This is a genomic window from Cupriavidus sp. L7L, assembly GCF_004353535.1.
Taxonomy (GTDB): domain Bacteria; phylum Pseudomonadota; class Gammaproteobacteria; order Burkholderiales; family Burkholderiaceae; genus Cupriavidus; species Cupriavidus oxalaticus_A.
The window spans coordinates 16,763-42,753 of sequence record NZ_SMNY01000033.1 but is presented as its reverse complement, the minus strand read 5'-3'; the positions used below and the strand labels follow the sequence as shown (position 1 = coordinate 42,753).

The 25,991-nt window shown below is 68.4% G+C and carries 19 protein-coding genes; 7 read left to right on the top strand and 12 right to left on the bottom strand.

What is annotated here, in order from left to right; translation table 11 throughout:
• The first annotated feature begins 38 nt into the window (after positions 1-38).
• Entirely contained in the window at positions 39-788 is a 750-nt protein-coding gene (locus tag E1J61_RS27410) for a creatininase family protein (protein ID WP_133097078.1), read from the top strand.
• A gap of 95 nt (positions 789-883) precedes the next feature.
• On the opposite strand, the gene E1J61_RS27405 is transcribed toward E1J61_RS27410, so the two are convergent.
• From E1J61_RS27405 to E1J61_RS27395, 3 genes are all read right to left on the bottom strand, one after another.
• A complete protein-coding gene (locus tag E1J61_RS27405; protein WP_133097077.1) occupies positions 884-5,269 on the bottom strand; it encodes a response regulator in 4,386 nt (1,461 codons plus the stop codon).
• Between the two features lie 87 nt (positions 5,270-5,356).
• Positions 5,357-5,782 (bottom strand): PRC-barrel domain-containing protein, encoded by a 426-nt coding sequence (locus E1J61_RS27400; protein WP_133097076.1) that lies wholly within the window; start codon positions 5,780-5,782, stop codon positions 5,357-5,359.
• Positions 5,783-6,129: 347 nt separating this feature from the next.
• Positions 6,130-7,065, bottom strand: coding sequence for a LysR substrate-binding domain-containing protein (locus E1J61_RS27395; protein ID WP_133097075.1), 936 nt, complete (start codon positions 7,063-7,065; stop codon positions 6,130-6,132).
• Positions 7,066-7,252: 187 nt separating this feature from the next.
• Between E1J61_RS27395 and E1J61_RS27390 the strand changes: the two genes are divergently transcribed.
• Positions 7,253-8,275 (top strand): DUF1338 domain-containing protein, encoded by a 1,023-nt coding sequence (locus tag E1J61_RS27390; RefSeq protein WP_133097074.1) that lies wholly within the window; start codon positions 7,253-7,255, stop codon positions 8,273-8,275.
• Positions 8,276-8,353: 78 nt separating this feature from the next.
• Here E1J61_RS27390 and fusA read toward each other — a convergent pair whose 3' ends face one another.
• Positions 8,354-10,462, bottom strand: coding sequence for an elongation factor G (gene fusA / locus E1J61_RS27385; RefSeq protein WP_133097073.1), 2,109 nt, complete (start codon positions 10,460-10,462; stop codon positions 8,354-8,356).
• Positions 10,463-10,718: 256 nt separating this feature from the next.
• Between fusA and E1J61_RS27380 the strand changes: the two genes are divergently transcribed.
• On the top strand, positions 10,719-11,348 hold the full coding sequence (locus E1J61_RS27380) for a response regulator transcription factor (protein WP_133097072.1): 630 nt from the start codon (positions 10,719-10,721) through the stop codon (positions 11,346-11,348).
• Between the two features lie 85 nt (positions 11,349-11,433).
• Here the strand turns inward: E1J61_RS27380 and E1J61_RS27375 are convergent, their stop codons facing one another.
• Complete coding sequence (locus E1J61_RS27375) at positions 11,434-12,237, bottom strand: FadR/GntR family transcriptional regulator (protein ID WP_240745756.1); 804 nt, start codon at positions 12,235-12,237, stop codon at positions 11,434-11,436.
• Between the two features lie 112 nt (positions 12,238-12,349).
• Here E1J61_RS27375 and gudD point away from each other — a divergent pair, with 112 nt between their 5' ends.
• The 3 genes from gudD (at position 12,350) to E1J61_RS27360 (ending at position 15,901) form a co-directional block, all read left to right on the top strand.
• The gene (gudD, locus tag E1J61_RS27370; RefSeq protein WP_243736999.1) at positions 12,350-13,723 is read left to right on the top strand and encodes a glucarate dehydratase; all 1,374 of its coding nucleotides are present in this window, start codon (positions 12,350-12,352) and stop codon (positions 13,721-13,723) included.
• 46 nt (positions 13,724-13,769) lie between these two features.
• Positions 13,770-14,795, top strand: coding sequence for a tripartite tricarboxylate transporter substrate binding protein (locus tag E1J61_RS27365; protein WP_133097071.1), 1,026 nt, complete (start codon positions 13,770-13,772; stop codon positions 14,793-14,795).
• A 104-nt stretch (positions 14,796-14,899) separates the two neighbouring features.
• A complete protein-coding gene (locus E1J61_RS27360; protein ID WP_133097070.1) occupies positions 14,900-15,901 on the top strand; it encodes a tripartite tricarboxylate transporter substrate binding protein in 1,002 nt (333 codons plus the stop codon).
• A 156-nt stretch (positions 15,902-16,057) separates the two neighbouring features.
• On the opposite strand, the gene E1J61_RS27355 is transcribed toward E1J61_RS27360, so the two are convergent.
• Positions 16,058-17,584: an aldehyde dehydrogenase (NADP(+)) gene (locus E1J61_RS27355; protein WP_133097069.1), complete on the bottom strand. Its 1,527-nt coding sequence runs from the start codon at positions 17,582-17,584 to the stop codon at positions 16,058-16,060.
• Between the two features lie 109 nt (positions 17,585-17,693).
• Positions 17,694-18,608, bottom strand: coding sequence for a 5-dehydro-4-deoxyglucarate dehydratase (gene kdgD, locus E1J61_RS27350; RefSeq protein ID WP_133097068.1), 915 nt, complete (start codon positions 18,606-18,608; stop codon positions 17,694-17,696).
• 354 nt (positions 18,609-18,962) lie between these two features.
• On the opposite strand from kdgD, the gene E1J61_RS27345 reads away from it, so the two are divergent.
• The gene (locus E1J61_RS27345) at positions 18,963-19,943 is read left to right on the top strand and encodes a DedA family protein/thiosulfate sulfurtransferase GlpE (RefSeq protein WP_133097067.1); all 981 of its coding nucleotides are present in this window, start codon (positions 18,963-18,965) and stop codon (positions 19,941-19,943) included.
• Positions 19,944-19,953: 10 nt separating this feature from the next.
• Here the strand turns inward: E1J61_RS27345 and E1J61_RS27340 are convergent, their stop codons facing one another.
• From E1J61_RS27340 to E1J61_RS27320, 5 genes are all read right to left on the bottom strand, one after another.
• Positions 19,954-20,910 (bottom strand): DUF1177 domain-containing protein, encoded by a 957-nt coding sequence (locus E1J61_RS27340; protein WP_133097066.1) that lies wholly within the window; start codon positions 20,908-20,910, stop codon positions 19,954-19,956.
• A gap of 59 nt (positions 20,911-20,969) precedes the next feature.
• Positions 20,970-22,130 (bottom strand): porin, encoded by a 1,161-nt coding sequence (locus E1J61_RS27335; protein ID WP_133097065.1) that lies wholly within the window; start codon positions 22,128-22,130, stop codon positions 20,970-20,972.
• A gap of 199 nt (positions 22,131-22,329) precedes the next feature.
• Complete coding sequence (gene pepE / locus E1J61_RS27330; RefSeq protein ID WP_133097064.1) at positions 22,330-23,085, bottom strand: dipeptidase PepE; 756 nt, start codon at positions 23,083-23,085, stop codon at positions 22,330-22,332.
• A 30-nt stretch (positions 23,086-23,115) separates the two neighbouring features.
• A complete protein-coding gene (locus E1J61_RS27325) occupies positions 23,116-24,300 on the bottom strand; it encodes an aminotransferase class V-fold PLP-dependent enzyme (RefSeq protein WP_133097063.1) in 1,185 nt (394 codons plus the stop codon).
• A gap of 59 nt (positions 24,301-24,359) precedes the next feature.
• The gene (locus E1J61_RS27320; RefSeq protein ID WP_133097062.1) at positions 24,360-25,967 is read right to left on the bottom strand and encodes an OPT/YSL family transporter; all 1,608 of its coding nucleotides are present in this window, start codon (positions 25,965-25,967) and stop codon (positions 24,360-24,362) included.
• Positions 25,968-25,991 lie beyond the last annotated feature (24 nt).

Sequence of the window (25,991 nt, the reverse complement as noted above, 5' to 3'; positions counted from 1 at the left end):
ATCGTGTCCGGACGCACCGGAGATCAAAAGGAGTAGCAATGCGCTTGCATCTTTCAACCTGGGCTGAAATCGAGCAATACCTGGCGCGCAGCCGTACCATCGTGGTTCCGATCGGCTCGAACGAGCAGCACGGACCGACCGGGCTGCTCGGCACCGACTGGCTGTGCCCGGAAATCATCGCCAATGAAGCGGAGAAGGGGGCCGATATCCTGGTGGCACCGACGTTCAATATCGGTATGGCGCAGCATCACCTCGCCTTTCCGGGGACCATTTCCCTGCGCCCCTCGACCTTTATCGCCGCGATCGGTGACTGGGTCCGCTCGCTGGCCGGGCATGGCTTCGAGAAGATCCTGTTCCTTAACGGCCACGGGGGCAATGTGGCATCAATTGAAGCCGCGTTCTCCGAGCTCTACGCCGAGGCGAGCTTCGCCAGGCGCCGCGCGGGCTTCGCGCTAAAGCTGTGCAACTGGTGGGACCTGGAAGGCGTCGGCGAGCTGGCGCGCAATCAGTTCCCGGCTGGCCACGGCTCGCACGCCACGCCTTCCGAGATTGCGATCACCCAGTGGGCTTTTCCGGACGCCATCAAGATTGCCGACTATGCGCCGAAGATCGCACCGTCGGGCCCGATCCGCGAAGCGCTGGACTTCCGCGCGCGCTATCCGGATGGCCGTATCGGCTCCGATCCGGGACTGGCGACGCCGGAAAAGGGTGCCGAGCTGGTCAGGCTGGCCGCGCAAAGCCTGGTGCGCGAACTGGAAGCGTTCGGCCGCGAGTCCATGCCCGCCTGATTCACACGCTGCGCGCCGCGGTGGGGAACGTTGCAGAAGGCCCGCTGGGCCTCCGCCTACGGCGGCTATCTTGCGCCAAGAAGCGCCGCGCACCTTCAAGCTGTCGATGACGGTCGGCTTCCGAGCGCTGTGGCGCCCTCCGCGCTCACCGTGCCCCCAAGGCCTTCGGCGACGGCGCCCTGCAGCAGGTCCAGCAGCGCCTGCGGCGCATACGGCTTGCGCAGCACCGCGGCGTCGCCCAGCGCCTGGTGCTGGGCCGGCGTCAGCGCCAGCGGATAGCCGGTGGCAAACACGATACGCAGCCGCGGCTGGCGCTGGCGCGCGGCCAGTGCCAGGTCCACGCCCGAGCCGCTGGCGCCGCCGTGCAGCGCGACATCGGTCAGCAGCAGGTCGAAGGTGCCGGCGGCAAGCAGTGCCAGCGCCTCGATGTCGTTCTGCGCCTCGGTCACCTCGGCGCCGCAGGCGCGCAGCAGTTCCGCCGTGCTGGCGCGCACCTGCGCGTCGTCGTCGACGCACAGCACGCGCGTGCCCGAATCACTCGGCGCGCGGCCGGCGCCAGCCACAGCCGCTGCCCCCGCGGCACGCTGTTCCCGGTTGGCCAGCACATGGCGGACCTTGCGCGCCAGCGCTTCATGTGTATAGGGCTTGCTGAGCAGTTCGACGCCGGGATCCAGCCTGCCGCCGTGCACGATGATGCTGTCGGTATAGCCCGAGGTGAACAGCACCCCGATGCCCGGCAGCCGCTCGCGCACCTTGTCGGCCAGTTCGGTGCTGCGCAAGGGCCCCGGCATCACCACATCGCTGAACAGCAGGTCGATGTGAACGCCCCGCTCGACGATGGCCAGCGCACCCTGCGCATCGCGCGCGCGCAGCACGTGGTAGCCCAGGCTGGCAAGCATCTCGACCACGGTGGCGCGTACGTCCTCGTCGTCCTCGACCACCAGCACGGTTTCGCCGCCGCCGCGCGCGCGGTCCATATCGGGTTCGGCATCGGGATCCTCGGCCATGTGCACGCGCGGCAGGTAGAGCTTCACCGTGGTGCCGCGGCCGGGCTTGCTTACGATCTTCACATGGCCATCCGATTGGCGGATAAAGCCATACACCATGCTCAGGCCGAGGCCCGTGCCCTGGCCTTCGGGCTTGGTGGTGAAGAACGGCTCGAACACATGTTCCTGCACCTCGGGCGTCATGCCGGTGCCGGTGTCGGTGACCGCCAGCAGCACATACTGCGCCGCCGGCCGCGGCGCGCGCCCGTGCGGCGGCTCTTCCAGCGCCTCGTCGAGCCACGTGTTGCGCGCCTCGATGGTCAGGCGGCCCTGGCCGTGCATGGCGTCGCGCGCGTTGATCGCCAGGTTCAGCAGCGCGTTCTCGACCTGGAACGGGTCGACCAGCGTATTCCACAGGCCGTCGGCCACCACGGTTTCGATCTCGATGCCGTCGCCCAGCGCGCGCCGCAGCATGTCGTCCAGCGTGCGCGCCAGCCGGCCCAGGTTGACCACGCGCGGGGCCAGCGGCTGGCGCCGCCCGAATGCCAGCAGCTGCGACGACAGCTTGGCGCCGCGGGCCACGCCGGCCAGCGCATTGCGCAGCCGCGGCGCGGCGTCGGTATTGCCGGACAGGTCGCGCGCCAGCAGCTGCAGGTTGCCGCCGATCACCTGCAGCAGGTTGTTGAAGTCATGGGCGACGCCGCCGGTCAGCTTGCCGATGGCTTCCATCTTCTGCGCCGTGCGCAGGGCCTGGTCGGCATGGCGCAGCGCCGCCTGGACTTCGCGGTCGCCGGTCACGTCGCGGCCGACGCCGTGGAGATGGCCGTTGGCCGGATCCACCGTCAGGGTCCAGGCCAGCCAGCGCAACGCGCCGTCCGCGCGCGGCTGGCGGCATTCGAAACGCACCGGCGTGCCGTCGTGGCGCAGCGCCGCCAGCTGCGCGGTTACCAGCACCAGGTCGTCCGGATAGATGAACGACAGGTAAGGCCGGCCCAGCGCCTCGTGCGGGGCATGGCCAAGCGTGCGTGTCCAGGCCGGGCTGATGCGCTGCAGGGTGCCGTCGAAGCCGGCCACGATCAGCAGGTCTTCGCTCAGTTCCCACAGCCGGTCGTGGTCGGTCACGGCCTGCGCGATGCGCCGCTCGAGCGAGGCATTGAGGTCCTGCAGGCGGCGCTCGGTGGCGCGCCGCAGCTCTGACAGGCGCAGGTTGCTGGCCACGCGGGCCAGCAGTTCGCGGGCCGAGAAGGGCTTGATCAGGTAATCGTCGGCGCCCGATCCCAGGCCGCTCACGCGCGCTTCCTCGCCGGCGCGCGCCGACAGCAGCAGCACCGGCGTGTCGCGCAGCGCCGGATCCGCGCGCACGGCCTGCACCAGGCCGAAGCCGTCGAGCCTGGGCATCATCACGTCCGACACGATCAGCGCGGGCAACTGGCGGCGCGCCAACTCGAGCGCGGCCTCGCCGTCGGGCGCCACCTCGACGCGGTGGCCGGCGGCATTCAGCAGCCGGCGCATGTAGTCGCGCAGGTCGTCGTTGTCGTCAACCACCAGCACGGTGGCGGGGGCAGCCGCTTCGCCGCCGGGCGCAGGCGCATGTTGCGGGCTGTATTGCGCGTCCTCTGCGGCCATGGCCAGCGCCGGTGCCTCGGCATGCGGCCAGCGCAGCGTCGCGTCCACGTAGGCGCGGGCCTGCGCACTGCTGGCCGCGAGCGCTGGCACCGTGTCCGCCGGCACGTCCCCGGCGGCCACCACCGGCATCGTGACCGTGAAGCAGGTGCCCTGGCCCTGCACGCTGTCGACTTCGACGGTGCCGCCATGCAGGCGCACCAGTTCCCGCACCAGCGCCAGGCCGATGCCGCTGCCTTCGATCGAGCGGCCCTGCGCGCCTTCGACGCGATGGAAGCGCTCGAAGATGCGCGGCAGCTCGCCGGCCGGGATGCCGATGCCGGTGTCGCGCACGCGCAGCACCGCATTGTCCCCATGGGCCACGATGCTGACGGTGATGCTGCCGGCAAACGTGAACTTGAACGCATTGGAGACCAGGTTCAGCACGATGGTCTCCCACATGTCGCGGTCCACCGCCACCGGCTGCGGCAGCGGTTCGCATTCGACGCGCAGCGACATGCCGGCGCTCTCGACACAGGCACGGAACAGCGAGGCGAGGTCGGCGGTGAAGGCGGCGAGGTCGGTGGGGTGGCGCCGCATGCGGATGCGGCCGGCCTCGATGCGCGAGAAGTCGAGCAGCGCGTTGACCAGCTTGAGCAGGCGCATGCCGCTGCGGTGGGTCATCTCCAGCAGCGAGCGTTGTTCGTCGCCGGCGCTGTCGTCGCCAGTGCCGGCGCGCCGCAGCAGCTCTTCGAGCGGTCCCAGCATCAGCGTCAGCGGCGTGCGGAACTCATGGCTGATGTTGGAGAAGAAGGTGGTCTTGGCGCGGTCGATCTCGGCCAGCGCCTCGGCACGCTTGCGCGCTTCCTCGTAGGCCTGCGCCGAATGCATGGCCGCGCCGATCTGGCCCGCCACCAGGTTCAGGAAGCTGCGGTAGCGCTCGCCGAACAACCGGTACGGGTTCAGCCCCACCACCAGCACGCCGCGATGCGAGGCGCTGCCCGACGGCGCCACCGGGATCACCGCGGCCGCATCCGTGGGCACACCCCACGCGCCGGCGGGCAGCGGCGCGGCAAAGCGCGTTGCCAGCTGCTCGATCAGCGCCGGCTGTTGCTGCTGCAGGACCTCGGCCACCGGCCACGGCGCCATGCCTTCGAGCGAGATCGCGGGCGGTGCGGCGGGGTGAGCAGGATCGATGCCGCTGGCGACCACGCGCTGCAGGTCGGTGACGCCGGGTTCGGCGATGTAGAGCAGCGCGAAGACGATGTCGCGCGGGTCCGATGCCAGCGCGCCCATGGTGCGCTCGCACGCCTGGCGCCACGAACGCGCGTCGGTGGCCGCCGCGGCCACGTCACGCAACACATTCAGTTGTCGCTCGGCCAGGACGCGCTCGGTATCGTCGCTGTTGGCGCAGATGATGCCGCCGGTGCCGCCGTGGTCGTTCGGCACGGGGCTGTACGAAAAGGTGTAGTAGGTCTCTTCCGGATACCCGTTGCGCTCCATGATCAGGAGCTTCTGCTCGACGAAGGTGCCCTCGGCACCGGTCATCGCGGTGTCGAGCAGCGGGCCGATTTCCGGCCAGATTTCACGCCAGACCACTGCGGTCGGCTGGCCCAGCGCGCCGGGGTGCTTGCCGCCGATGATGGACTTGTAGGCGTCGTTGTAGAAGAAATGCAGCGCCTCGCCCCAACCGATCCAGATCGGCTGGCGCGAGGTCAGCATGATGCGGATGGCCGTCTTCAGGCTGTGCGGCCACGCCTGCGGCGGCCCCAGCGGCGTGGCGGCCCAGTCGTGCGCGCGGATCAGCGCGCCCATCTCGCCGCCCCCGGCCAGAAAGCCAGGCATGTCTGGGCAGGCGGGCGCTTGCGGCCCGATGCCGTCGGGTCTGCTCATGGTGGTCTCCCGAGCCGCGCCTGCGCTGCGCGCGCGTCCCGCAAGACTTTGCCTAGCCTGGTGGCGCAATGCAAGCTGCGCCGGCGCCTACAGCGGCGGGTTCACCCAGTACGGGTCCCGCCCGTAGTACTCGTGCAGCGACTTGCCCCACTGCGGATCGGCCATGGCCGGCCAGCTGTCCTTGTTGAAGCCGGGGGCGGACTTGATCCGATCCGCCGTCACGGCGATCCGGAAGCACTTTTCGTCGGTGTCCATCACCAGGGCGTTCCACGGGATGGCGTGCAGCGTATCGCCAATGCCGAGGAAGCCGCCGGCCTTCAGCACCGCGTAGGCGATGCGGCCGTGCGGCACGTCCAGCATGATCTCGGAGATCGTGCCGACGTGTTCGCCGTCGGACGAGTACGCCTTGGTGCCGTCCAGGCTGGATGCCGCCATGACTTCCGGACCGGGGCCTTCGCCCACGCCCGAACCGATGATGGCCGCGCCTTGACTGCTGGGAGATTGGGTTTGCATGTTGGGCTCCTTGTGCCAATGAACTCAGGAACATGGAGCGTGCGCAATGACCATGCCTGCACCGCGGGCGGCGCCGCAGCGGGCCACGCAAGGCTGTTTTGCCGCGTCGGGCGCGCGGCAACGTAATTCTTTCGCGCCGGGTTTGCAAAAATGCGCGCCGGGACGGCCGCGTTCAGAACTGGTGGCGCATCCCCAGCATGACGTCCACGCGCGTCCTGCCGTCCACGCCGGCGGCCGGGGTGCCGGCCCGGTATTCGGTCTGCCGGCCGACGACAGGCGCTGGCTTTCCTGGTCGATGCGGGCACCCAGGAAAGGTGCCGTGTCTGGCGCTGCACTGGCGAATCGCGTCAGCCTTCTGCAGGGGCGGCCGGCATGTCGCGCGACAGGCCCAGGATCCAGCCGCGGAAGGCCGCCAGTGCCTCCGATTCCGGCCGGCCCTCGGGGTAGGCGAAATAGTAGCCCTGGTCCTGGTCCTGGTCCTGGTCCTGGTCCAGCATGCCGGCCAGCGGCGTCACCAGCTGCCCGGTCTGCAGCTCGCGCTCGATCAGCAGCCGCGGCGCCAGGCCGATGCCGAGCCCCGCGGCGGCGGCGGCCGTCATCATCGTGAACAGCTCATAGCGCGGCCCGCGCGAGGCGGCCAGGCTGAAGTCCCAGCCCTGCGCCGCGTACCAGTCGCGCCAGGCGTTGGCGCGCGTGCTCAGGTGCAGGTGGCGGCAGCGTGCCAGGCTGGCGGCATCGGTGACGGCATGGTCGGCAAGGAAGGCCGGGCTGCACACCGGCACCATGCCGCCTTCGCGGAAGATCACGCCGCCGCGCGTGCCGGGCCAGAACTGGTCGCCGAAATAGATCGCCGCGTCGTAAGCGCACTCCTGGAACGAAAACGGCTGCGAGCGCGCCGACAGGTTGACGGTGACGTTGGGATGGCGCCGCGCAAAGTCGGGCAGCCGCGGGATCAGCCACTGCGTGGCGAAGGTGGGCACCACCGCCAGCTCCAGCGTGAAGCCCATGGCGCGGCCGGTGCTGATTTCCAGCGTGTCGCGCTGCAGGTGGTCCAGGTGCCGGCGGATGCGCGCGGCGTATTCGCGCCCGGTCTCGGTCAGTTCCAGGCGCCGCCGCACGCGCGTGAACAGCGCCACGCCCAGGCGTTGCTCGAGCTGCGCCACCTGCCGCCCCACCGCGCTGTGCGTCAGCGCCAGCTCGGCTGCGGCGCGGGTAAAGCTGCCCAGCCGTGCCGAGGCTTCGAAGGCCTGCAGCGCGCCCAGGTTGGGGATGTCGTTTCTCATGGGACGGCGAGGAAGGGAGTGCGACAGTATAAACAGCGGCGAGGCACCGGAGGTCGTGCGCCGCGCGCACAACGTTGTGCGCAATGCGCGCTTGTGCCCGGGCGGCGCGGGCCACTATCCTGCCCCGCGGATCGTTGCCATATTGCCCGCCGGGGTGAAAGCCGGTCCAGCCCACTTCCAAGCGCCCATGTCATCCAATATCTCCACGCTCCTCACCGCCAACGTCGGTGCCACCCGCGCCGCGCAACTGATGTCGCTGGTCACGCTGCCGGCCAGCCTGCCCCAGGACCCGCACGGTCGTGCTACCCGGGCCGAGATCGCCCAGGCGCTGAACATGGTGCTGTTCGGCGGCATCCTGGAACGCGTGCCGACCGGCCGGGCCTACACCGATGACGTCGCCGCCGCAGGCGGCAAGGTCACCTTCGACCACGGCGCGCTGCGCACGGTCAAGTGGCGCGACAACGGCGCGCTGCCCGAAGGCGAGGCCGCCTTTACCCGCATCCTGCGGCCGTTGGGCTACGTGCTCAACGGCACCTATCCGCTTGACCGCATCGGCATGACCGGGCGCTCGTACGCGCACGCCGATGCATCCGAGGACATTGCCCAGTTCTTTGTCAGCGAATTCCATCCGGAGCGCTTCAGCGAAAACTTCCGCGCCGCGGTCAGCCGCGTGACCGGCAGCTCCGCCGATCCGCTGACGCCGCGCGCGCAGACGCTGCTGTGGCAACTGGAGCGCGACGGCGCGCTGGCAGTGGCCGACGGCGCCGAACTGGTCGGCTTGCTGGTGCCTTGCTTCGAGCGCCAGCACGCTGCACCATGGCTGGCCGACTACGAAGCGCTGCTGCGCGAATCGGCCGAAATGGCATGGATCGCCACCGAAGGCAATGCCTTCAACCACGCCACGGACCGCGTCGACGACGTGTTTGCGCTGGCCGAGCAGCAGAAGCAGCTGGGCCGGCCGATGAAGGACAAGGTGGAAGTGTCGGGCAGCGGGCGCGTCAGGCAGACGGCGTTCCGTGCCGATACCGTGCGCCGCACGTTCGTCGGTGCACAGGGCGAGGCCGTGGAGCGCGAGGTGCCGGGATCGTTCTACGAGTTCATCACGCGCGAGCGCTTTGCCGAGGCCGAAGCTGCGCAGCAGCGTTATGACCTCGGCTTTGATGCGGGCAATGCGCAGGGGATTTTCAGGATGACCGCGGCGGCGTGCTGAGCGCGAGTTGGGGATAGCCGTCGACTCCGCAGGTTGCGTGCTCCCTCTCCCGCTTGCGGGAGAGGGAGCGAACCATCGCTAGCCGAGCTTCTTCGCCGAAATCACCGCTTCGGCAACGTTGGCCGGCGCCTCGGCATAGTGCTTGAACTCCATGGTGAACGTCGCGCGACCCTGCGTCAGCGAGCGCAGCGTGGTCGAGTAGCCGAACATCGTCGCCAGCGGCACTTCGGCGCGCACGATCTTGCCGCCGCCACCGGCGATGTCTTCCATGCCGTGCACCATGCCGCGGCGTGACGAGAGGTCGCCCATCACGTTGCCGGTGAATTCCTCCGGCGTTTCCACCTCGACCGCCATCATCGGCTCCAGCAGCGCCGGGCGGGCCCGCCGCATGCCTTCCTTGAACGCCATCGAGCCCGCCATGCGGAAGGCATTCTCGTTCGAGTCCACATCGTGGTACGAGCCGAACACCAGCGTGGCCTTGATGTCTACTACCGGGTAGCCCGCCAGCACGCCCGACTGCAGGGTCTCGCGGATACCCTTGTCCACCGCCGGGATAAATTCGCGCGGCACCACGCCGCCCTTGATCGCATCGACGAATTCGTACCCGGCGCCGTGCGGCATCGGCTCGAGGTTCAGCACCACGTGGCCGTACTGGCCGCGGCCGCCGGACTGCTTGATGAACTTGCCCTCGACGTCCTTGACCGGCTGGCGGATGGTCTCGCGGTAGGCCACCTGCGGCTTGCCCACCGACGCTTCCACGTTGAATTCGCGGCGCATGCGCTCGACCAGGATTTCCAGGTGCAGCTCGCCCATGCCCGAGATGATGGTCTGGCCGGATTCCTCGTCGGTGTTCACGCGGAACGACGGGTCCTCCTGCGCCAGGCGGTTCAGCGCAATGCCCATCTTTTCCTGGTCGGCCTTGGTCCTGGGCTCCACCGCCTGCGAGATCACGGGTTCGGGGAAGCTCATGCGCTCCAGGATGATGACCTTGTCCGGGTCGCACAGCGTATCGCCGGTGGTCGCCTCCTTCAGCCCGACCGCCGCGGCGATGTCGCCGGCGCGCACTTCCTTGATCTCCTGGCGCACGTTGGCATGCATCTGCAGGATGCGGCCGAGCCGCTCGCGCTTGGACTTGAGCGGGTTGTAGACGGTGTCGCCGGAATTGACCACGCCCGAATACACGCGGAAAAAGATCAACTGGCCGACGAAGGGATCGGTCATGATCTTGAACGCCAGCGCCGAGAACGGCTCGTCATCGCTCGGATGGCGCTCGGCCTGGCGGTCGTCCTCGGTGTGGCCGAGGATGGCGGGCACGTCGGCGGGCGAAGGCAGGTAGTCGATCACCGCGTCGAGCATGCTCTGCACGCCCTTGTTCTTGAAGGCACTGCCGCACAGCATCGGCACGATCTCGTTGGCGATGGTGCGCTTGCGCAGGCCACGCTTGATCTGCTCTTCGGTCAGCGCCTCACCCGACAGGTAGCGCTCGAGCAGGGCCTCGTCGGCCTCGGCGGCGGCTTCTACCATCTTGTCGCGCCAGGCCTGCGCGGTCGGCAGCAGCTCGGCCGGGATCTCCTGGTACTCGAAGCGCACGCCCTGGCTGGCATCGTCCCAGACGATGGCCTTCATCTTGACCAGGTCGATCACGCCCAGGAAATGGTCTTCGGCGCCGAGCGGGATCTGGATCGGCACGGCGCGCCCCTTGAGGCGGTCGGCGATCTGCGCATGCACGCGGAAGAAGTCCGCGCCGACGCGGTCCATCTTGTTGACAAAGGCGATGCGCGGCACAGCGTACTTGTTGGCCTGGCGCCAGACCGTCTCGGATTGCGGCTGCACGCCGCCGACCGCGTCGTAGACCATGCAGGCGCCGTCGAGCACGCGCATCGAGCGCTCGACTTCAATGGTGAAGTCGACGTGTCCCGGCGTATCGATGATGTTGATACGGTGTTCGGGGTAATTGCCGGCCATGCCTTTCCAGAAGGCGGTGGTGGCAGCCGACGTGATGGTGATGCCGCGCTCCTGCTCCTGTTCCATCCAGTCCATGGTGGCAGCGCCATCGTGCACTTCGCCCAGCTTGTGGTTGACGCCCGTGTAGAACAGGATGCGTTCGGTCGTCGTGGTCTTGCCGGCGTCGATATGCGCGCTGATGCCGATGTTGCGGTAGCGCTCGATGGGGGTCTTGCGGGACACAGTGTTCTCCTGGGTAACACCTCCGGAATAGAGTAGCACCACTGGACCTTTGCCGTTGTCCCTGCAGCACGCAGGGGAACGCGCGCGAGCGGCGCATGGCCCTGCATAACCCGGTGCTCGGCGTCTGAGGCGAGCCTAGGGGCGAGCTGCATTACCTTGCGGAATCCTCCCATCCTGCGCGCCGCCTTGCCTCCCTATACTGGCCCTGCATCGCGCCGGCCGATGCCCCGACATACCCATTCACGCGAACCGACGCATGACCACCATCCTGATCGTTGACGACCACCCGGCGATGCGGCTGATTCTCAAGACCCATCTGCTGCAGCTGCTCGGCGTCGATGAAGTGCTCGAGGCCGACAACGGGCAAAGCGCGCTCGAGCTGGTGCGCGCGCGCATGCCCGACCTCGTGCTGCTCGATCTCGACATTCCGCGTTCCAGCGGCCTCGACGTGGCGCCGCGCCTGCGGGCGATCCATCCGCAGGTGCGCCTGCTGGTGGTGACGGCGCTCGACCCGGCGGTGTTCGTCAGCCGCGCGTGGCAGGCCGGCGCGCAGGGGTTTGTCAGCAAGACGCAGGACCTGAAGGAAATCCTGCGCGCGGTCGAGTCGGTGCTGGCCGGCTATACCGTGTTCCCCGCGATGGGGCGGGACGGCGGCTCGCGCCACGCGGTTTCCGCCGACGACGAGATGCTGCGCCGGCTTTCCGACAAGGAACTGGTGGTGCTGCAGATGCTGGCGCGCGGCATGTCGTACAAGGCCATCAGCGCCAGCCTGTTCATCAGCAACAAGACCGTCAGCAGCTACAAGGCGCGCATCATGGCCAAGCTGCAGGTGTCGTCGCTGGTGGAACTGGTCGACTTCGCGCGCCGCTGCCACCTCGCCTTGTAGGCGCCAGTCGTCAGCTATTGTTCAGACATCGTATGACTGACGGGGCCTGGAAACGCCCGGCAGGGCGTCCCGGGCGTCCCGGGCGTCAGGCCTGCGCGCCGCCGGAGCCCGAGGCCTTGCGCAGCCGCTCGCGGCTGTTGGTCAGGTGCATGCGCATCGCCGCCTTGGCCGCGTCGGGGTCGCGGCGTTCGATCGCATCGTAAATGTTCTCGTGCTCGAACTGGACCCGCTCCAGGTACTGCTCGCGCTCCGGCGTATTGACCCGCAGCCGGCTGCGCGGGATCAGCATGGTGCCCAGGTGGTCCATGATGTCGGTGAAGTAGCGGTTGCCGGTGGCGCGGGCGATGGCCAGGTGGAAAGCAAAATCGCTGTCCACCGCGTCGTTGCCGGCGCCGGTATTGCGCTTGAGGTCGTCTAGCGCCTGGCGCATGGCGGCCAGCTGCGCGTCGCTGCGGCGCGCGGCGGCCAGTCCGGCCGCCTCGGCCTCCAGGCTGACGCGGAATTCCAGCATCGCCATCACGTCGATCGCGGTTCCCAGCGTATCCGGCCCGATGCGGAAGGGCGACGGTGCCTCCGCAGCGCGCGCCAGCACGAAGGTGCCGATGCCGTGGCGGGTTTCCACCAGGCCGCTGGCCTGCAGCCGCGACAAGGCCTCGCGCACCACGGTGCGGCTTACGCCCTGCGTCGCCATGATTTCCGATTCGGTCGGCAGCTTGTCGCCGGGCTTGAGCTGGCCCTGGCGGATCTCTTCGGAGAGCGCCTGCACCACTTCTTCGGCCAGGGTGCGGCCGCGGCGGCGCAACGGCACGGCCGCGGCGGCGTTGGGCGCACCGGCGGCGGGGGCAGCGGCAAGCGGGTCGGGCAGGGCAGGGTTGCGTGCGGTAGGCATGGCGGATACGGGCGGGGTTTCCCGGACTTGACCGGTTCGAGATGGCCTCATTATACTGGGTTATCAGTCATACGATGACAGATAACATAGCAATGCCGGAGACCAGACCCGAATGACCCATCCCGCCACTTCCGCCGCCCCCGCCATGCACGCCGGTGCCGGCCAGACCCCCGTGGTGACCGAACTCACCGTGGTGCCCGTGGCCGGGCACGACAGTATGCTGATGAACCTGTCGGGTGCCCATGGCCCGTACTTCACGCGCAATATCGTGATCCTGCGCGACAGCGCCGGCCACACCGGCGTGGGCGAGGTGCCGGGCGGCGAAGGCATCCGCCAGACGCTGGAAGACGCGCGTCCGCTGCTGGTGGGGCAGCCCATCGGGCAGTACCAGGCCATCCTGAACCGCGTGCGCGCCACCTTCGCCAGCCGCGACGCCGGCGGCCGCGGCCTGCAGACCTTCGACCTGCGCATCACCATCCACGCCGTCACCGCGCTGGAATCGGCGCTGCTCGACCTGCTCGGCAAGCACCTGGAGGTGCCGGTGGCGGCACTGCTCGGCGAAGGCCAGCAGCGCGACGCCGTCGAGATGCTCGGCTACCTGTTCTATATCGGCGACCGCCAGCGCACCACGCTGGACTACCGCACCGAAGCCGATGCCGATAACGCCTGGTTCCGCCTGCGCAATGACGTGGCGATGACGCCCGAGGCGGTGGTCCGGCTGGCCGAGGCCGCGTACGAACGCTACGGCTTCAACGACTTCAAGCTCAAGGGCGGCGTGCTGCGCGGCGAAGAAGAAATGCAGGCGATCCTGGCGCTGGCCGAACGCTTCCCCAAGGCCCGCATCACGCTCGACCCCAACGGCGCCTGGTCGCTGGCCGAGGCCGTACGCCTGTGCCGTGACAAGCGCGGCGTGCTGGCCTACGCCGAAGACCCGTGCGGCGCCGAGGACGGCTATTCCGGCCGCGAAGTGATGGCCGAGTTCCGTACCGCCACCGGCCTGCCCACGGCGACCAACATGATCGCCACCGACTGGCGCCAGATGGGCCACGCGGTGCGCCTGCAGTCGGTCGACATCCCGCTGGCCGACCCGCACTTCTGGACCATGCAGGGTTCGGTGCGCGTGGCGCAGATGTGCGCCGAATGGGGCCTGACCTGGGGCTCGCACTCGAACAACCACTTCGATATCTCGCTGGCGATGTTCACCCATGTGGCCGCCGCCGCGCCGGGCCGGGTCACCGCCATCGACACGCACTGGATCTGGCAGGACGGCGAGAACCTGACCAAGGCGCCGCTGAAGATCGAGAACGGCCTGGTGCAGGTGCCGAAAACGCCGGGCCTGGGGGTGGAGCTCGACATGGACGCGCTGGGCCGCGCCCACGCGCTGTACCAGAGCAAGGGCCTGGGCGCGCGCGACGATGCCATCGCCATGCAGTTCCTGATCCCCGGCTGGCAGTTCAACAACAAGGCGCCCTGCATGGTGCGCTGAGCCGGCACGGCAGTCCGGTATCGACAAGACAGAGCAGGAGACAACGATGTATCCCTCCCAACGCACGGGTGCCCTGCGCCTGCAAGACTGGCTGCGCATGGTTGCCGTCGGCTCGGTGCTGACGGTCGCGGCGCTGGCCGCGCTGGCGGCCGGCAACGCCCGGGCCGCGCAAGACTGGCCGCAACGCCCTGTTTCGGTGGTGGTGCCGTTCCCCGCGGGCGGTTCCACCGACACCATCGCGCGCATGCTGACGGCGCCGCTCAACGAGAAGCTGGGCCAGCCGTTCGTGGTCGACAACAAGCCCGGGGCGACCGGCGCCATCGGTGCGACCTTCGTCAAGCGCGCGCCGGCGGACGGCTACACCATGCTGGTGGCGTCGATCGGCGTCTTTGCCGTCAACCCGTTCCTGCAGAAGAACCTGGGCTACGACCCGGTCAAGGACTTCGACCTGCTGACGGTGGCGGTGCGCGCGCCTAACGTGCTGGTGGTCAATCCGCAGTTCCCGGCGAATAACGTGCAGGAACTGGTGGCGCACATGAAGAAGAACCCGGGCAAAGTCAGCTTTGCCTCGTCCGGCGCGGGGTCGTCCGACCACCTGACCGCGGCGCTGTTCTGGCAGAAGACCGGCACCGACGGCCTGCATGTGCCGTACAAGGGCGGCGCGCCCGCCATCTCCGACCTGCTCGCCGGCCAGGTGGACGTATCGTTCCAGAACATCAACGCGGTGCTGCAGCACATCCGCACCGGCAAGCTCAAGGCGCTGGCGGTGACGGCGGACAAGCGCCCGGCCGTGCTGCCCAACGTGCCGACCATGGCCGAAGCCGGGGTCAAGGAAGTCGAGGTCTATTCCTGGCAGGGCGTCGCCGCGCCGCGCGGGCTGCCCGCCGACGTGAAGACGCGCCTGCACGGTGCGCTGGTCGGCGCGCTGAACGATCCGAAGATGCGCCAGAAGCTGTCGGAGAGCGGCTTCGAGGTGGTGGCGAATACGCCCGAGCAATTCAGCCAGTTTGAAGCGCAGGAACTGCAGCGCTGGAAGACCGTGATCGAGAAGGGCCGCATCGTGCTCGACTGAGCGCAACAAGCATCGACCGCACCTGACCAACACACCGACAGCGCCGGCCGCCGCACGACCACCGTGCCGCGCCGGCGCACCTGCAACAACAATGGAGACATAGCATGACCCAGGGACGCCGCATTTTTCTCAAGCAGACTTCCGCGCTGGCCGCGGGCATCGCCGCCGGCCCGCTGGCCGGCCTCGCCACAGGCGCGCACGCCGCGCAGCAGGCCTGGCCGACGCGCCCGATCCGCCTGGTGGTGCCGTACACCGCCGGCGGTTCGTCCGACATCATCGCGCGGCTGATCAGCAAGCAACTGGGCGAAGCGCTGGGCCAGTCCGTGGTGGTCGACAACAAGCCGGGCGCCAACGGCAACGTCGGAGCGGCCATGGTTGCGCAGGCCACCGACAACCATACGCTGATGCTGTGCGATATCGGCGCGCTGGCGATCAGCCCGTCGGTTTATACCAAGCTCAGCTTCAACATCGCCAAGGACCTCAAGCCGGTGACGATGCTGGCGTACTCGCCGCACCTGCTGGTGGTGCATCCGTCAGTGCAGGTCAGCAACCTGAAGGAACTGGTCGAACTGTCCAAGCGCAGCCAGCTCAACTTCGCCGTGACGGCGATCGGCAGCGCGCCGCACCTGGCCGGCGTAGCGGTGGAGCAGGCCACCGGCGCCAAGTGGCAATACGTGCCGTACAAGGGCGGCTCGCAGGCGATTGCGGACACCGTGGGCGGCAGCGCGCAGGTGCTGATGAACGGCATGCTGGCCACGCTGCCGCATGTGCAGTCGGGCAAGCTCAAGCTGATCGCCCAGTCCAAGCGCACGCGCATGCCGCTGCTGCAGAACGTGCCGACCATTGCCGAGCAGGGCGTGCCCAACTTCGAGTCGGGCACGTGGCAGGGCGTGATGGCCCCGGCCAGCATGCCGGATGCGCTGGTGACGCGCCTGAACGCCGAGTTGATCAAGATCATCCGCGCGCCGGAACTGCGTTCGCAACTGGTCCAGCAGGGTGCCGAAGTGGTGACGATGACGCCGGCGGAAACCGGCAAGTTCTTCGTGGCCGAGCAGGCGCGCTGGGCGGGGGTGGTGAAGCAGGCGGGGATCAAGCTGGAGGCTTGACCGGCAGGGATCGGCCGCCCCGGCAGGGCGCTTCGACGCGATAAACGACAGGCGGCCCGCGTGACGAACGCGGGTCGCTTTCTTTTCTTTTGCGCTGGCTTATTAAAACAAAAAGCCCCGCACAAGGCGCGGGGCTCATCATTGCAAGTGTTGCGCTTATCCCCGCAGTGCCGCCGGCAGCAATCCCTGCGGCAGGTTCTGGTAGCACACCGGGCGCAGGAAACGGTCGATCGCCGTGGCGCCGACCGAGGTCGAACGCACGTCAGACGTGGCCGGGAAGGGCCCGCCATGCACCATGGCGTGAGCAACTTCCACGCCGGTCGGATAGCCATTGCACAGCACGCGCCCGGCCTTGCGCTCCAGCACCGGCAGCAGCTGGCGCGCGGCGTCGAGGTCGGCGTCGTCGAGCTGCATCGTGGCGGTGAGCTGGCCTTCGAGCTGGTTGGCCAGCGCCAGCACCTCTTCCAGGTCGCGGCACACTACCAGCACGGTCGACGGGCCGAACACTTCGGCCTGCATGCGGTGATCGGCCAGGAACTGCGCGGCGGTGGTCTCGAACATCACCGGACGGGCCTGGTTGACACCCGTGGCGGCGACGCCGTCGCCGATACGCTGCAGCCCATCCAGCGACGACAGCTGCGCCACGCCCTTTTCATAGGCGGCATGGATGCCGGGCGTCAGCATGGTCGCCGCCGGCTTGCCGCCCAGCGCGTCGAGCGCGGCGGCACGGAACTGGTCCAGCGCCGGGCCTTCGATGCCGATCACCAGGCCGGGGTTGGTGCAGAACTGCCCGACGCCCAGCACCAGCGAATCGACCAACTGGCGGCCGATCTCGGCGCCGCGCACCTGCAGTGCGGCGGGCAGCAGGAACACCGGATTGATGCTGCTCATCTCGGCATACACGGGAATCGGCTGCGGACGCGCGTTGGCCGCCTGCATCAGCGCCATGCCGCCCGAACGCGAACCGGTGAAGCCGACCGCCTGGATCGCGGGGTGCGACACCAGCGCCGTGCCGACGACATTGCCCGCGCCCACCAGCAGCGAGAACACGCCTTCGGGCAGGCCGGCGTCCTGCACGGCTTTCTGGATCACGCGGCCGACCAGTTCGGACGTGCCCAGGTGCGCCGAATGCGCCTTGACCACCACCGGGCAGCCGGCTGCCAGCGCCGAGGCGGTGTCGCCGCCCGCAACGGAGAAGGCCAGCGGGAAGTTGCTCGCGCCGAACACCGCCACCGGGCCGATGGCGATGCGCTGCATGCGCAGGTCGGGGCGCGGCGGGGTGCGCTCGGGCAGCGCGGCGTCGAAGGTGGCCTCCTGCCAGCGGCCTTCGCGCAGCACGGTCGCGAACAGGCGCAACTGGCCTGCGGTGCGGCCGCGCTCGCCCTGCAGGCGCGCGATTGGCAGGCCGCTTTCCTGGTGCGCGCGCTCGATCAGCGTGTCGCCCAGCGCCTCGATGCCGGCGGCGATCGCGTCCAGGAAGCCCGCGCGCTGCTCGGACGAGGTATTGCGATAGGTATCGAAGGCCGCTTCGGCCAGCGCGCAGGCGCGCTCGACGTCGGCCTGGCCGCCGCCGTGGAAGTCAGGGCCCAGGGTCTCGCCCGTGGCCGGGTTGATGGCCTGCAGCGTCGATTCGGTGCCGCGCACGGCTTGCGCGCCGATCAGCATGTCGCCGGTGATTTGCATGGGAGGTTCCTTGTCAACGTTTGAGTGTGGCAGAAGAGGACAAGCCGGCCGGAGGGCAAGGTGCCCCGCGGCCGGCTTGTCGCGATGCATATGGCAAGGACGGATCGGATTACTGCGGGCCGAGCTTGTTGATCAGCGTGCCCAGCATTTCCATCTCTTCGCCGGTCAGGTCGGTCAGCGGCACGCGCACCGGGCCGCCGTCGCGGCCGACGATGCGGGCGCCGGCCTTGACGATGCTCACGGCGTAGCCAGCCTTGCGGTTGCGGATGGCCAGGTACGGCAGGAAGAAGTTGTCGATCAGGCGGCCTACGGTCTCTTGATCGTCCGCGGCGATGGCGCGGTAGAAGTCCATCGCGGTCTTCGGGATGAAGTTGAACACCGCCGACGAGTACACCGGCACGCCCAGCGCCTTGTAGGCGGCGGCGTAGACCTCGGCCGTGGGCAGGCCGCCCAGGTACGAGAAGCGGTCGCCGAGCTTGCGGCGGATGCTGACCATGGACTCGATGTCGCCCACGCCATCCTTGAAACCGATCAGGTTGGGGCAACGGTCGGCCAGGCGGGACAGCTGCTCGGCGTTCAGTTTGGAGTTGGCGCGGTTGTAGACGATCACGCCGATGCCGACCGACTTGCAGACCTCTTCCACGTGGGCGGCGACACCGTCCTGGCTGGCTTCGGTCAGGTAGTGCGGCAGCAGCAGCACGCCGGCGGCGCCAAGGCGCTGGGCTTCCTGCGCATAGGCGATGGCGGTGCGGGTCGGGCCGCCGGCGCCGGCCAGGATGGGCACCTTGCCGGCGCAGGTCTTGACCGCGGTGTCGACCACGGCGGTGTAGTCGGCCGGGGTCAGCGAGAAGAACTCGCCGGTGCCGCCGGCGGCGAACAGCGCGGTGGCGCCATACGGGGCCAGCCATTCCAGGCGGGCGGCATAGGACTTCGCGTTGAAGTCGCCCTTGACGTCGAAGTCGGTAATGGGGAAGGAGAGCAGGCCTTCAGAGACGATCTGCTTGAGTTCGTTGGGTGCGAGCATTTGCGAAATCCTGATCGGGCCGGCGGCCCAGGGTGGTGACGGCGGCGACCTGCCAGTTGGCGGGACATCCGAGTTATCAGTCATCGTACGACAACGATCATACAAAGGCAATAGGGCTGGAGGGCGTTCGCGGGTTTACCGGGACGGATGTGCCGGCAGCCCGCATAGATCCATGGATGGCACCGGCATTGAGACGTCTGCGGCACCGGCATGAGCCGGCGTGCCCTCTCAACGTTGTAGGACAACGTAAGTGACGGCAAATCAGTAATTTTGATGCTCCCATGCAAAGCCGCCCCGTGCATCGGTTGCCTCCGGCTGGCACACTGGCAACCTGAACCAACGGGGGAAAAGACGGTGGGAGAGTTACAAGCCTTGCTGGAAGACCACGGGCTGATGCTGGTATTCCTGAACGTGCTGGTTGAACAGGCGGGACTGCCGGTGCCGGCGTACCCGATGCTGTTCGTCGCCGGCGCGCTCGGCATGCAGGAAACCGGTCCGTCGATCGGCGCGGTGCTGGCCGCGGTGATTGTCGCCTGCCTGATCGCCGATACCGGCTGGTACTTCGCCGGCCGCCGGCTGGGGCAGCCGATGCTGCGCACCATCTGCAAGGTATCGATCTCGCCCGATTCCTGCATCCGCCAGACCCAGTCGCTGTACCTGCGCGTGGGGCCGCGCTCGCTGGTGGTCGCGAAGCTGCTTCCCGGGGCCGGCGCGCTGTCCACCGCGATGGCCGGCATGACCGGCACGCCGCTGCCCGTGTTCCTGTTCTATGACGCGATCGGTGCGCTGGTATGGGCCGGCAGCGGGCTGCTGATCGGCGTGGTGTTCAGCGACTTTATCGATGCCATCCTGGAGGGATTCAGCACCTACGGGCATATGGCGGTGGTGGCGGTGGTGGGGGCGTTCCTGGCGTTCCTGGCGTGGCGCTCGTGGCGCCGCTTCCGGCTGCTGCGCATCACCAGGCGCGTGCCGCGCATGAGCGTGGATGAACTGGAATCGCGCCGCCTGGCCGGCACGCTGCCCGTCGTGATCGATGTGCGCGCCCATGGCGACATGCCGATGGAGCGCATCCCCGGCTCGATGGTGCTCGACATGCAGGGTGCGCTCGACAGCCTCGACGCGCTGGGCGTGCCGCCTGCCGAGGCCGACATCGTGGTCTATTGCGCCTGCCCGCACGAGATGTCCGCGGCGCTGCTGGCCGAACGCCTGCGCGTTGCCGGCTATCCCAGGACCTGGGCGCTGGCCGGGGGCTTCGATGAATGGAAGCGGCGGCACGGCGAGACCGTGCCGCCCGCCGTCACGCATCCCGATCCGGGCAAGGTGGCGGCACGCTGACGCGCAAGCCTCAGCGCTTGCCGGCGGTCTGGAATACCGACAGGTCCGGATAGATCGCGCGGATCTTCTCCCACTCGGCGGCATTGAAGAACTGGCACTTGCCGATGCCGAAGCGCTTGGCCACCTCCACGCAGAAGCGCACCGCCTCGGCGATGTCGATCTCGTGGTTGGCCGAGGTGGCGCTGCCTGACACCACCGACTGCGCGGTCACTGCCACGCCCACCACCGGCGCCGCCGTGGCGACGTGCGGCTGCATGATGCTGTTGAAGTGATACAGGCCGTTGTGGTACGGCGTGATGTCCTGCAGCGAGATCGGGAAGGTCACTGCCGGGCAGCCGGTGGTCGATTCCATCGTTGCCACCAGGTCCGGCGCCACGCGCAGGATATAGCCCTGCATCGCCGTCGGCGAGATGGCAAAGCCGCGATGCTTGATGATGCTGTTGCCCTTGGACGCATCGATCGACAGGATCGCATCCATTTCCGGCAGCACCTGGTAGTCGTTCATGGTGTCGGAGGACACCGGCATGCCCATGAACGGCACCGGGTCGTGCGGCACCATCGAGACATCGGTCGACAGGTGCGTGGTCACGATCACGTCGCCTTGCAGGTGGTCGCCGCGCGCCTTCATCTGCGCGAGCTTCAGCGCCACCGCCAGGCAGCCGATCGGGCCGTCCGCATCGGACACCAGGCCAACCAGTTCCGGACGCGCGCCGATGGCGCCGTTGCGGCCGATCACGCCCAGCGTCGGCGCCTTGCCGCGGCCACGCTTGCCGGCGCTGCCGGGGATCACGATGGTGATGAAGTCGGTGGTGTTGGCCGTGTTCTCGGGGGGCGCGTTGTTGACGGTGGTGACTTGCAAGGTCACGCCGGCGCCGGCGTAGGGCGCGAACAGTTCGCTGACGACCGCACCGTTGGCATGCGGGCTGTCCAGGGCTTCGTGAATGACCAGCGTCTGCTGCAGGGCCATGGCTTTCTCCAGATGAGGTGCCGGGTCCGCGTGGCGCGGGCCCGGCGTCGGTTGAATCGTTAGAACTGGTGGCGCAGGCCGACCATCACGGTGGTCTGGCTGTCGCGCCCGTCCAGCGGCGTGCCGCTGCCGCCGGTCCAGCTGGTGGTGTTGTTGCCGAACAGGCCCGACCAGTCGCCGTGGACGCGGTCATAGGCCAGCGCCACGTAGGTGTCGGTGCGCTTGCTGAAGGCGTAGTCGGCCACGGCATACGCGGTGGTGCGGTTGCCGCTGAAGCTGTCGGCGCGGGTGCGGTTGTGCATCACGCTGCCGGTCAGCGTTACGTTGCCGGTCACGGCATAGCTCGCGCCCAGCGTGAAGAAGTCGTCGTGGCGGCTGCTGCCGAACACCGAGTTGATCGCCGCGCGGTTGGTCGGCGTGGCCGCGGTCGACATGCTGGTGATGGTGGCCGTGTCGGTGCCGCCCCTGGACGAGTCGAAGCCCGCCTCGCGGTCGCTGTGGAGGTAGTTGGCGAACAGGCTGGCGCGGCCGATCGCGACTTTCAGGCCCGCCAGGTAGATGTTTGCGGTACGGCTCTGGCTGTCGCGGGTCTGCTGGAAGTCGCCGATCGCGGTGATCGGGCCGGCCGCGTACTTCAGGCCGAACGACGTGGACGAGGTGGCGCGGGTGTTGCCCGCGGTCTCGCCCAGCGCGTATTCGGCGATCAGCGACACCGGGCCGAAATTGCCGGTGTAGCTGACGGCGTTGTCGTAGCGCTGCCCGGTCAGGTACACCATCCATGAGTTCGACGGTGCCGCGCCCACGCCGAGCGGATCGACGTAGTACAGCATGGTGTTGGCCGTGGTGTATTGCCGGCCCAGCGCCAGCTCGCCCCACTGGTTGCCGATCTTCACGTACGCCTGGCGGCCGAATAGCTGGCCCTGCTGGTCGAACTTGCCGGTGTCGGCCAGGAACCCGTTCTCCAGCACGAAGCCGGCCTTTACCCCGCCGCCCAGGTCCTCGACGCCCTTCAGGCCAAAGCGGCTCCCGGACAGGAAGCCTTCGCCGCCTTGCTGCAGGCCGACCTGCGCATCGCCGGCGGGGTTGGAATGGGTCTGGTACGTCAGCGCGGTATCGATGACGCCGTACAGCGTCACGCCGGACTGCGACATCGCGGCGGTGGGCAGGCCCAGCATCAGTGGCAAGGTCAGCCGGGCGGCGTGGCGAAGGGTTTGGCTCATTGTGTTTCTCCTCCAGATGGCAAAAAGGGGGCCGCGCGGGCGGCGCAGCGCGGCCCGCGGGGCAGGGTTTTGTTTGTGTGTTTGTTGTGACCGGGGTTGGCTAGTCGCTAGTCACGCATTCGTCCCGCTGGTTTGCTCCCCTCTCCAGCTTGCGGGAGAGGGGAGGCAACAGTCTGTGCTTCGGCGTTTAACGCATCACTCAGGCCGAAAAGCCCCGCCATTCCTCCATCCCGGCAGGCCCGATGATCTGCGACAGCGGAAAAGGCTCGCCCTCATGAATGGCCTCGACCCTGCCTTCAGCCGGGAACCACAGCGCATTGCGCTCGCCTAGCACGGTGCCGTGGGTGCCGTCCGAGTACAGCGCCGAACCTTCCGGCAGCGCGAACACCTGTTCGGGCGCATTGATCTGCAGGAACTCGGCCAGGCGCTCTTCCCGGCTTTCGCCGTTGTGGCCCGCGGGCTTGCCGCTGATGAAGTGCGGGTTGACCTGGAACGGCACCAGGCCCAGCGCGCGCAGCGAGGGCGGCTGCACGATCGGCATGTCGTTAGTGGTGCGGATGGTCGGGCAGGCCACGTTGCTGCCGGCGCTCCAGCCGACGTACGGCGTGCCCGCGCGCACCCTGGCGCGGATCGCGTCGACGATGCCGGCGTCGTACATGCGCTTGAGCAGCGCGAAGGTATTGCCGCCGCCCACGGCGATGGCTTTGGCTTCCTGCACCGCGCGCAGCGGATTGGCGCTGTGGTGGATCGACTCGAGCGCATAGCCGAGCTTCTCGAACACCGGCTTGACCATGCCTTCATAGGTATCGAAGCTGAAGGTCACGCCCGCGAACGGCACGAACAGCACCTTGCGCGGCTCGCGCTGCAGCAGCGTGTGGATCTGCTCGCCGGCGTGCTCCAGGTAGCCGAGGTTGTCCTTGCGCGAGCTGCTCATCAGGAGGATGCGTTGGGTCATGTCTTGGTATCCGTTTTTTCGGTGATGCGTTCAGGCGATGGCGGCGCGGATCAGTGCGGCGACGCGGTCGATCTCTTCGTGCGTGTTGAAGTAGTGCAGCGATACGCGCGCCATGGTCGACACGCCGTAGCGCGCCAGGATCGAATCGGCCATGAAGTTGCCCGCTTCGATGATGCATTGCTGCGCTTCCAGCGCAGCCACGATGCGCGCCGGGTCGACGCCGCGTACGTTGAACGGCACGATGCCGATGCGCTGGGTCACGTCGGTGGGACCGTACAGCTCGAAGCCGGGAATCGCGGCGAACTTCGCCACCGCGTATTCGGTCAGGTCGCGCACGCGCGCTTCGATGGCTTCGATGCCGATGGCGGTGACGTAGTCGATGGCGGTGCCCATGCCGAGGATGGCCGGCACAATCGGGCAGCCGGCCTCGAAGCGCTTCGCGCCCGCCACCAGCGACAGCGCGCCGGTGTTGCGGTCGTACGCGCCGTTCCACCAGCCCACCAGCATCGGCTCGACCTCACCGATCAGTGCGCGGCGCACGTACAGGAAGCCCGAGCCTTCGGTCGCGCGCAGCGCCTTGCGCCCGCAGCCGGCGAGGAAGTCGCAGTCGAGCTCCGCCACATCGGAACGCAGCATGCCCACGCTCTGCGCGGCATTGACCAGCGACAGCACGCCATGCTTGCGCGCGGCCGCGCAGATCTGCGCGGCGGGCTGCACGGCGCCAGTGGAGTTAGGCAGGTGCGAGAACGTCAGCAGGCGCGTGCGCGGCGTGATCGCGGCCTCGAACGCCTGCGCGCTCAGCAGCCCTTCGGCATCGGCCGCCACCATCTTCACCACGATGCCGTGCGACTGCTCCAGCCGGCGCCACGGCAGCAGGTTGCTCAGCATCTCGGTGTCGGCCACCAGCACTTCGTCGCCCGCTTGCCAGGCGATGCCGCGCGCGGCAATGGAAATGCTCTCGGTGGCGTTCTTGGTGAAGGCAATCTCGTCGGCCGCGCAGTTGAGCAGTCCGGCCAGCATGCCGCGCACGGCTTCCACGCGCGCATAGGTCTCCTTGCGGAATGCCGGCAGGTAGATGCCGACATGGCCGGTATCGAGCAGGTAGCTGCGCACGGTGTCGAGCACGGCGTCGGGCGGAATCGAGGCCGCGGCCGTGTCGAGATAGATGGTGGAAGCCGTCAGCGGAGTGTCGGCGCGGATTGCTTGGATATCCATGGAACGTCTCGGGTAATGACAGGCGGGGCGCAGCAACGCGTGCGCCCCGGAGGTGAGGCTTACTTGCGCAGCTTGGTGACGGAGCCGAAGAAGCTGAACAGCGCGTCGCCCGCGATAACGCCGCCGGCAAAGGCGCTCATTTCGGCGATGTGCCTGTCGCCACGCAGGCGCTGCACCACGAAGCGGATCAGCAGTCCCGCCAGCACCGCCCAGCCGGCCAGCGGCGAGGCGATCAGCATGCCGGTGGAGAGCAGGATGCCGAGCTGGCGCTTCGAGCCGCCGAGCCATTGCAGCAGCGCGCCGGGAATCGCCCAGATCACCAGGTTGCGCGCGATCTCCGCCGAGGAGCCGGCCTTGATCGATGCCGCATAGACACGGTCCACCGGCGGGATCAGGCCCTGCGAGAAGAAGGTGCCGTGGAACACGATCACCACCACGGCGGCCACGCCGAAGCCGACCATCGCCGCCAGGAACTGCTGCTTGCGGCCCGCGATTTCGGCCTCCATGTCGCGGCCCTCGCCGCGCAGCAGGTAGCCGGTCTTGAGGTCGTAGCCCATGTCGGCAAAGGCCGGCCCGGTGGCGGCCGAGAAGCCCACCAGCACCGCCAGCGCCGTTGGCGGGAAGCCGATCAGGATGCCGATGGTCAGCGTGATCAGCGCCACCGCGAAGGCCGGGAACCAGCCCGAGTGCATCGCCGCGATGCCGACGATCAGCTCGTGCACATAGGCGGCAAAGGCGGCGTACAGCACGAACACGACCAGCATGCCGAGCGACATGTCGGATACATGCCCGGCCAGCAGCGAGATCAGCAACGCGATCGCCAGGTACACGACAAAGCCGCCCGACAGGATGCGGCTGGCGCGCGAGGCCGGGACTTCGATGGTGCGCGCGTCGGCGGCCGGCGCGTTGCGTGCACGGCGGATTTCCATGGCGACCTGGAACAGCGCGACAATGCCCGCGCCGATCATCAGCCCATGCGGGATATAGGCCTTGGCGATATCGATGCCGGTCACGGCCACCGAATAGCCGCGCACCAGCAGGCCGATGCCGAACATGGTCAGCGCCGCCAGGTTGCCCAGGAACGCCGCGCCGAAGGCCGACATCGGCACGCCTAGCCACGCGCCGCCCACGCCCACGGCAATGCCCAGGCCCAGGAACGCCGCCTTGCGGCCGCCGCGGTCGCCGGCCCAGATCGCCTCGGCGGTGGCGATGCCCGCCGGCCAGGTGCCGGTGGCGGGGAAGACCTTGCTGCCGAACAGGAAGTACAGCATGGCCCCGTCGACGAACATGGCGATCACCGCGCCGATCAGCATCGGCGTGGCCAGCTCGGGCATGCCCATCGCATACGGCACGCCGATCGGGATCATCAGCGAGTTGGCGGCGCCGAAGGTGGCCGACGAGATCGCGGTCTGGACCAGGTTCTGCCGCTCCAGCACGCGGAAGCGCCGCGTGATCTCCAGCGGGATGCGCGAAAACACGATCGCGATCAGCGCGCCGATGATCGAGGTATTGGCCGAGATCCCCAGCGACACGATCAGCTGCATGCCGATCATGGCGCCGAATACCGACAGCGCCACCGATACCAGCAGCAGCAAAGGCTCCATAAAGCGCGACCGTGTCGCGGGCTGCGCCGCCATTGGCGCGTTCAGTTGTGTTGGCATGGTCATGTCTTCCACCGCTCCCCGTAGTGT

Excerpts from the sequence above, each read along its gene's own strand:
- E1J61_RS27410 (WP_133097078.1), top strand. The coding sequence starts at position 39 with ATGCGCTTGCATCTTTCAACCTGGGCTGAAATCGAGCAATACCTGGCG.
- E1J61_RS27405 (WP_133097077.1), bottom strand. The coding sequence starts at position 5,269 with ATGAGCAGACCCGACGGCATCGGGCCGCAAGCGCCCGCCTGCCCAGAC.
- E1J61_RS27400 (WP_133097076.1), bottom strand. The coding sequence starts at position 5,782 with ATGCAAACCCAATCTCCCAGCAGTCAAGGCGCGGCCATCATCGGTTCG.
- E1J61_RS27395 (WP_133097075.1), bottom strand. The coding sequence starts at position 7,065 with ATGAGAAACGACATCCCCAACCTGGGCGCGCTGCAGGCCTTCGAAGCC.
- E1J61_RS27390 (WP_133097074.1), top strand. The coding sequence starts at position 7,253 with ATGTCATCCAATATCTCCACGCTCCTCACCGCCAACGTCGGTGCCACC.
- E1J61_RS27380 (WP_133097072.1), top strand. The coding sequence starts at position 10,719 with ATGACCACCATCCTGATCGTTGACGACCACCCGGCGATGCGGCTGATT.
- E1J61_RS27375 (WP_240745756.1), bottom strand. The coding sequence starts at position 12,237 with ATGCCTACCGCACGCAACCCTGCCCTGCCCGACCCGCTTGCCGCTGCC.
- gudD (WP_243736999.1), top strand. The coding sequence starts at position 12,350 with ATGACCCATCCCGCCACTTCCGCCGCCCCCGCCATGCACGCCGGTGCC.
- E1J61_RS27365 (WP_133097071.1), top strand. The coding sequence starts at position 13,770 with ATGTATCCCTCCCAACGCACGGGTGCCCTGCGCCTGCAAGACTGGCTG.
- E1J61_RS27360 (WP_133097070.1), top strand. The coding sequence starts at position 14,900 with ATGACCCAGGGACGCCGCATTTTTCTCAAGCAGACTTCCGCGCTGGCC.
- E1J61_RS27355 (WP_133097069.1), bottom strand. The coding sequence starts at position 17,584 with ATGCAAATCACCGGCGACATGCTGATCGGCGCGCAAGCCGTGCGCGGC.
- kdgD (WP_133097068.1), bottom strand. The coding sequence starts at position 18,608 with ATGCTCGCACCCAACGAACTCAAGCAGATCGTCTCTGAAGGCCTGCTC.
- E1J61_RS27340 (WP_133097066.1), bottom strand. The coding sequence starts at position 20,910 with ATGGCCCTGCAGCAGACGCTGGTCATTCACGAAGCCCTGGACAGCCCG.
- E1J61_RS27335 (WP_133097065.1), bottom strand. The coding sequence starts at position 22,130 with ATGAGCCAAACCCTTCGCCACGCCGCCCGGCTGACCTTGCCACTGATG.
- pepE (WP_133097064.1), bottom strand. The coding sequence starts at position 23,085 with ATGACCCAACGCATCCTCCTGATGAGCAGCTCGCGCAAGGACAACCTC.
- E1J61_RS27325 (WP_133097063.1), bottom strand. The coding sequence starts at position 24,300 with ATGGATATCCAAGCAATCCGCGCCGACACTCCGCTGACGGCTTCCACC.
- E1J61_RS27320 (WP_133097062.1), bottom strand. The coding sequence starts at position 25,967 with ATGACCATGCCAACACAACTGAACGCGCCAATGGCGGCGCAGCCCGCG.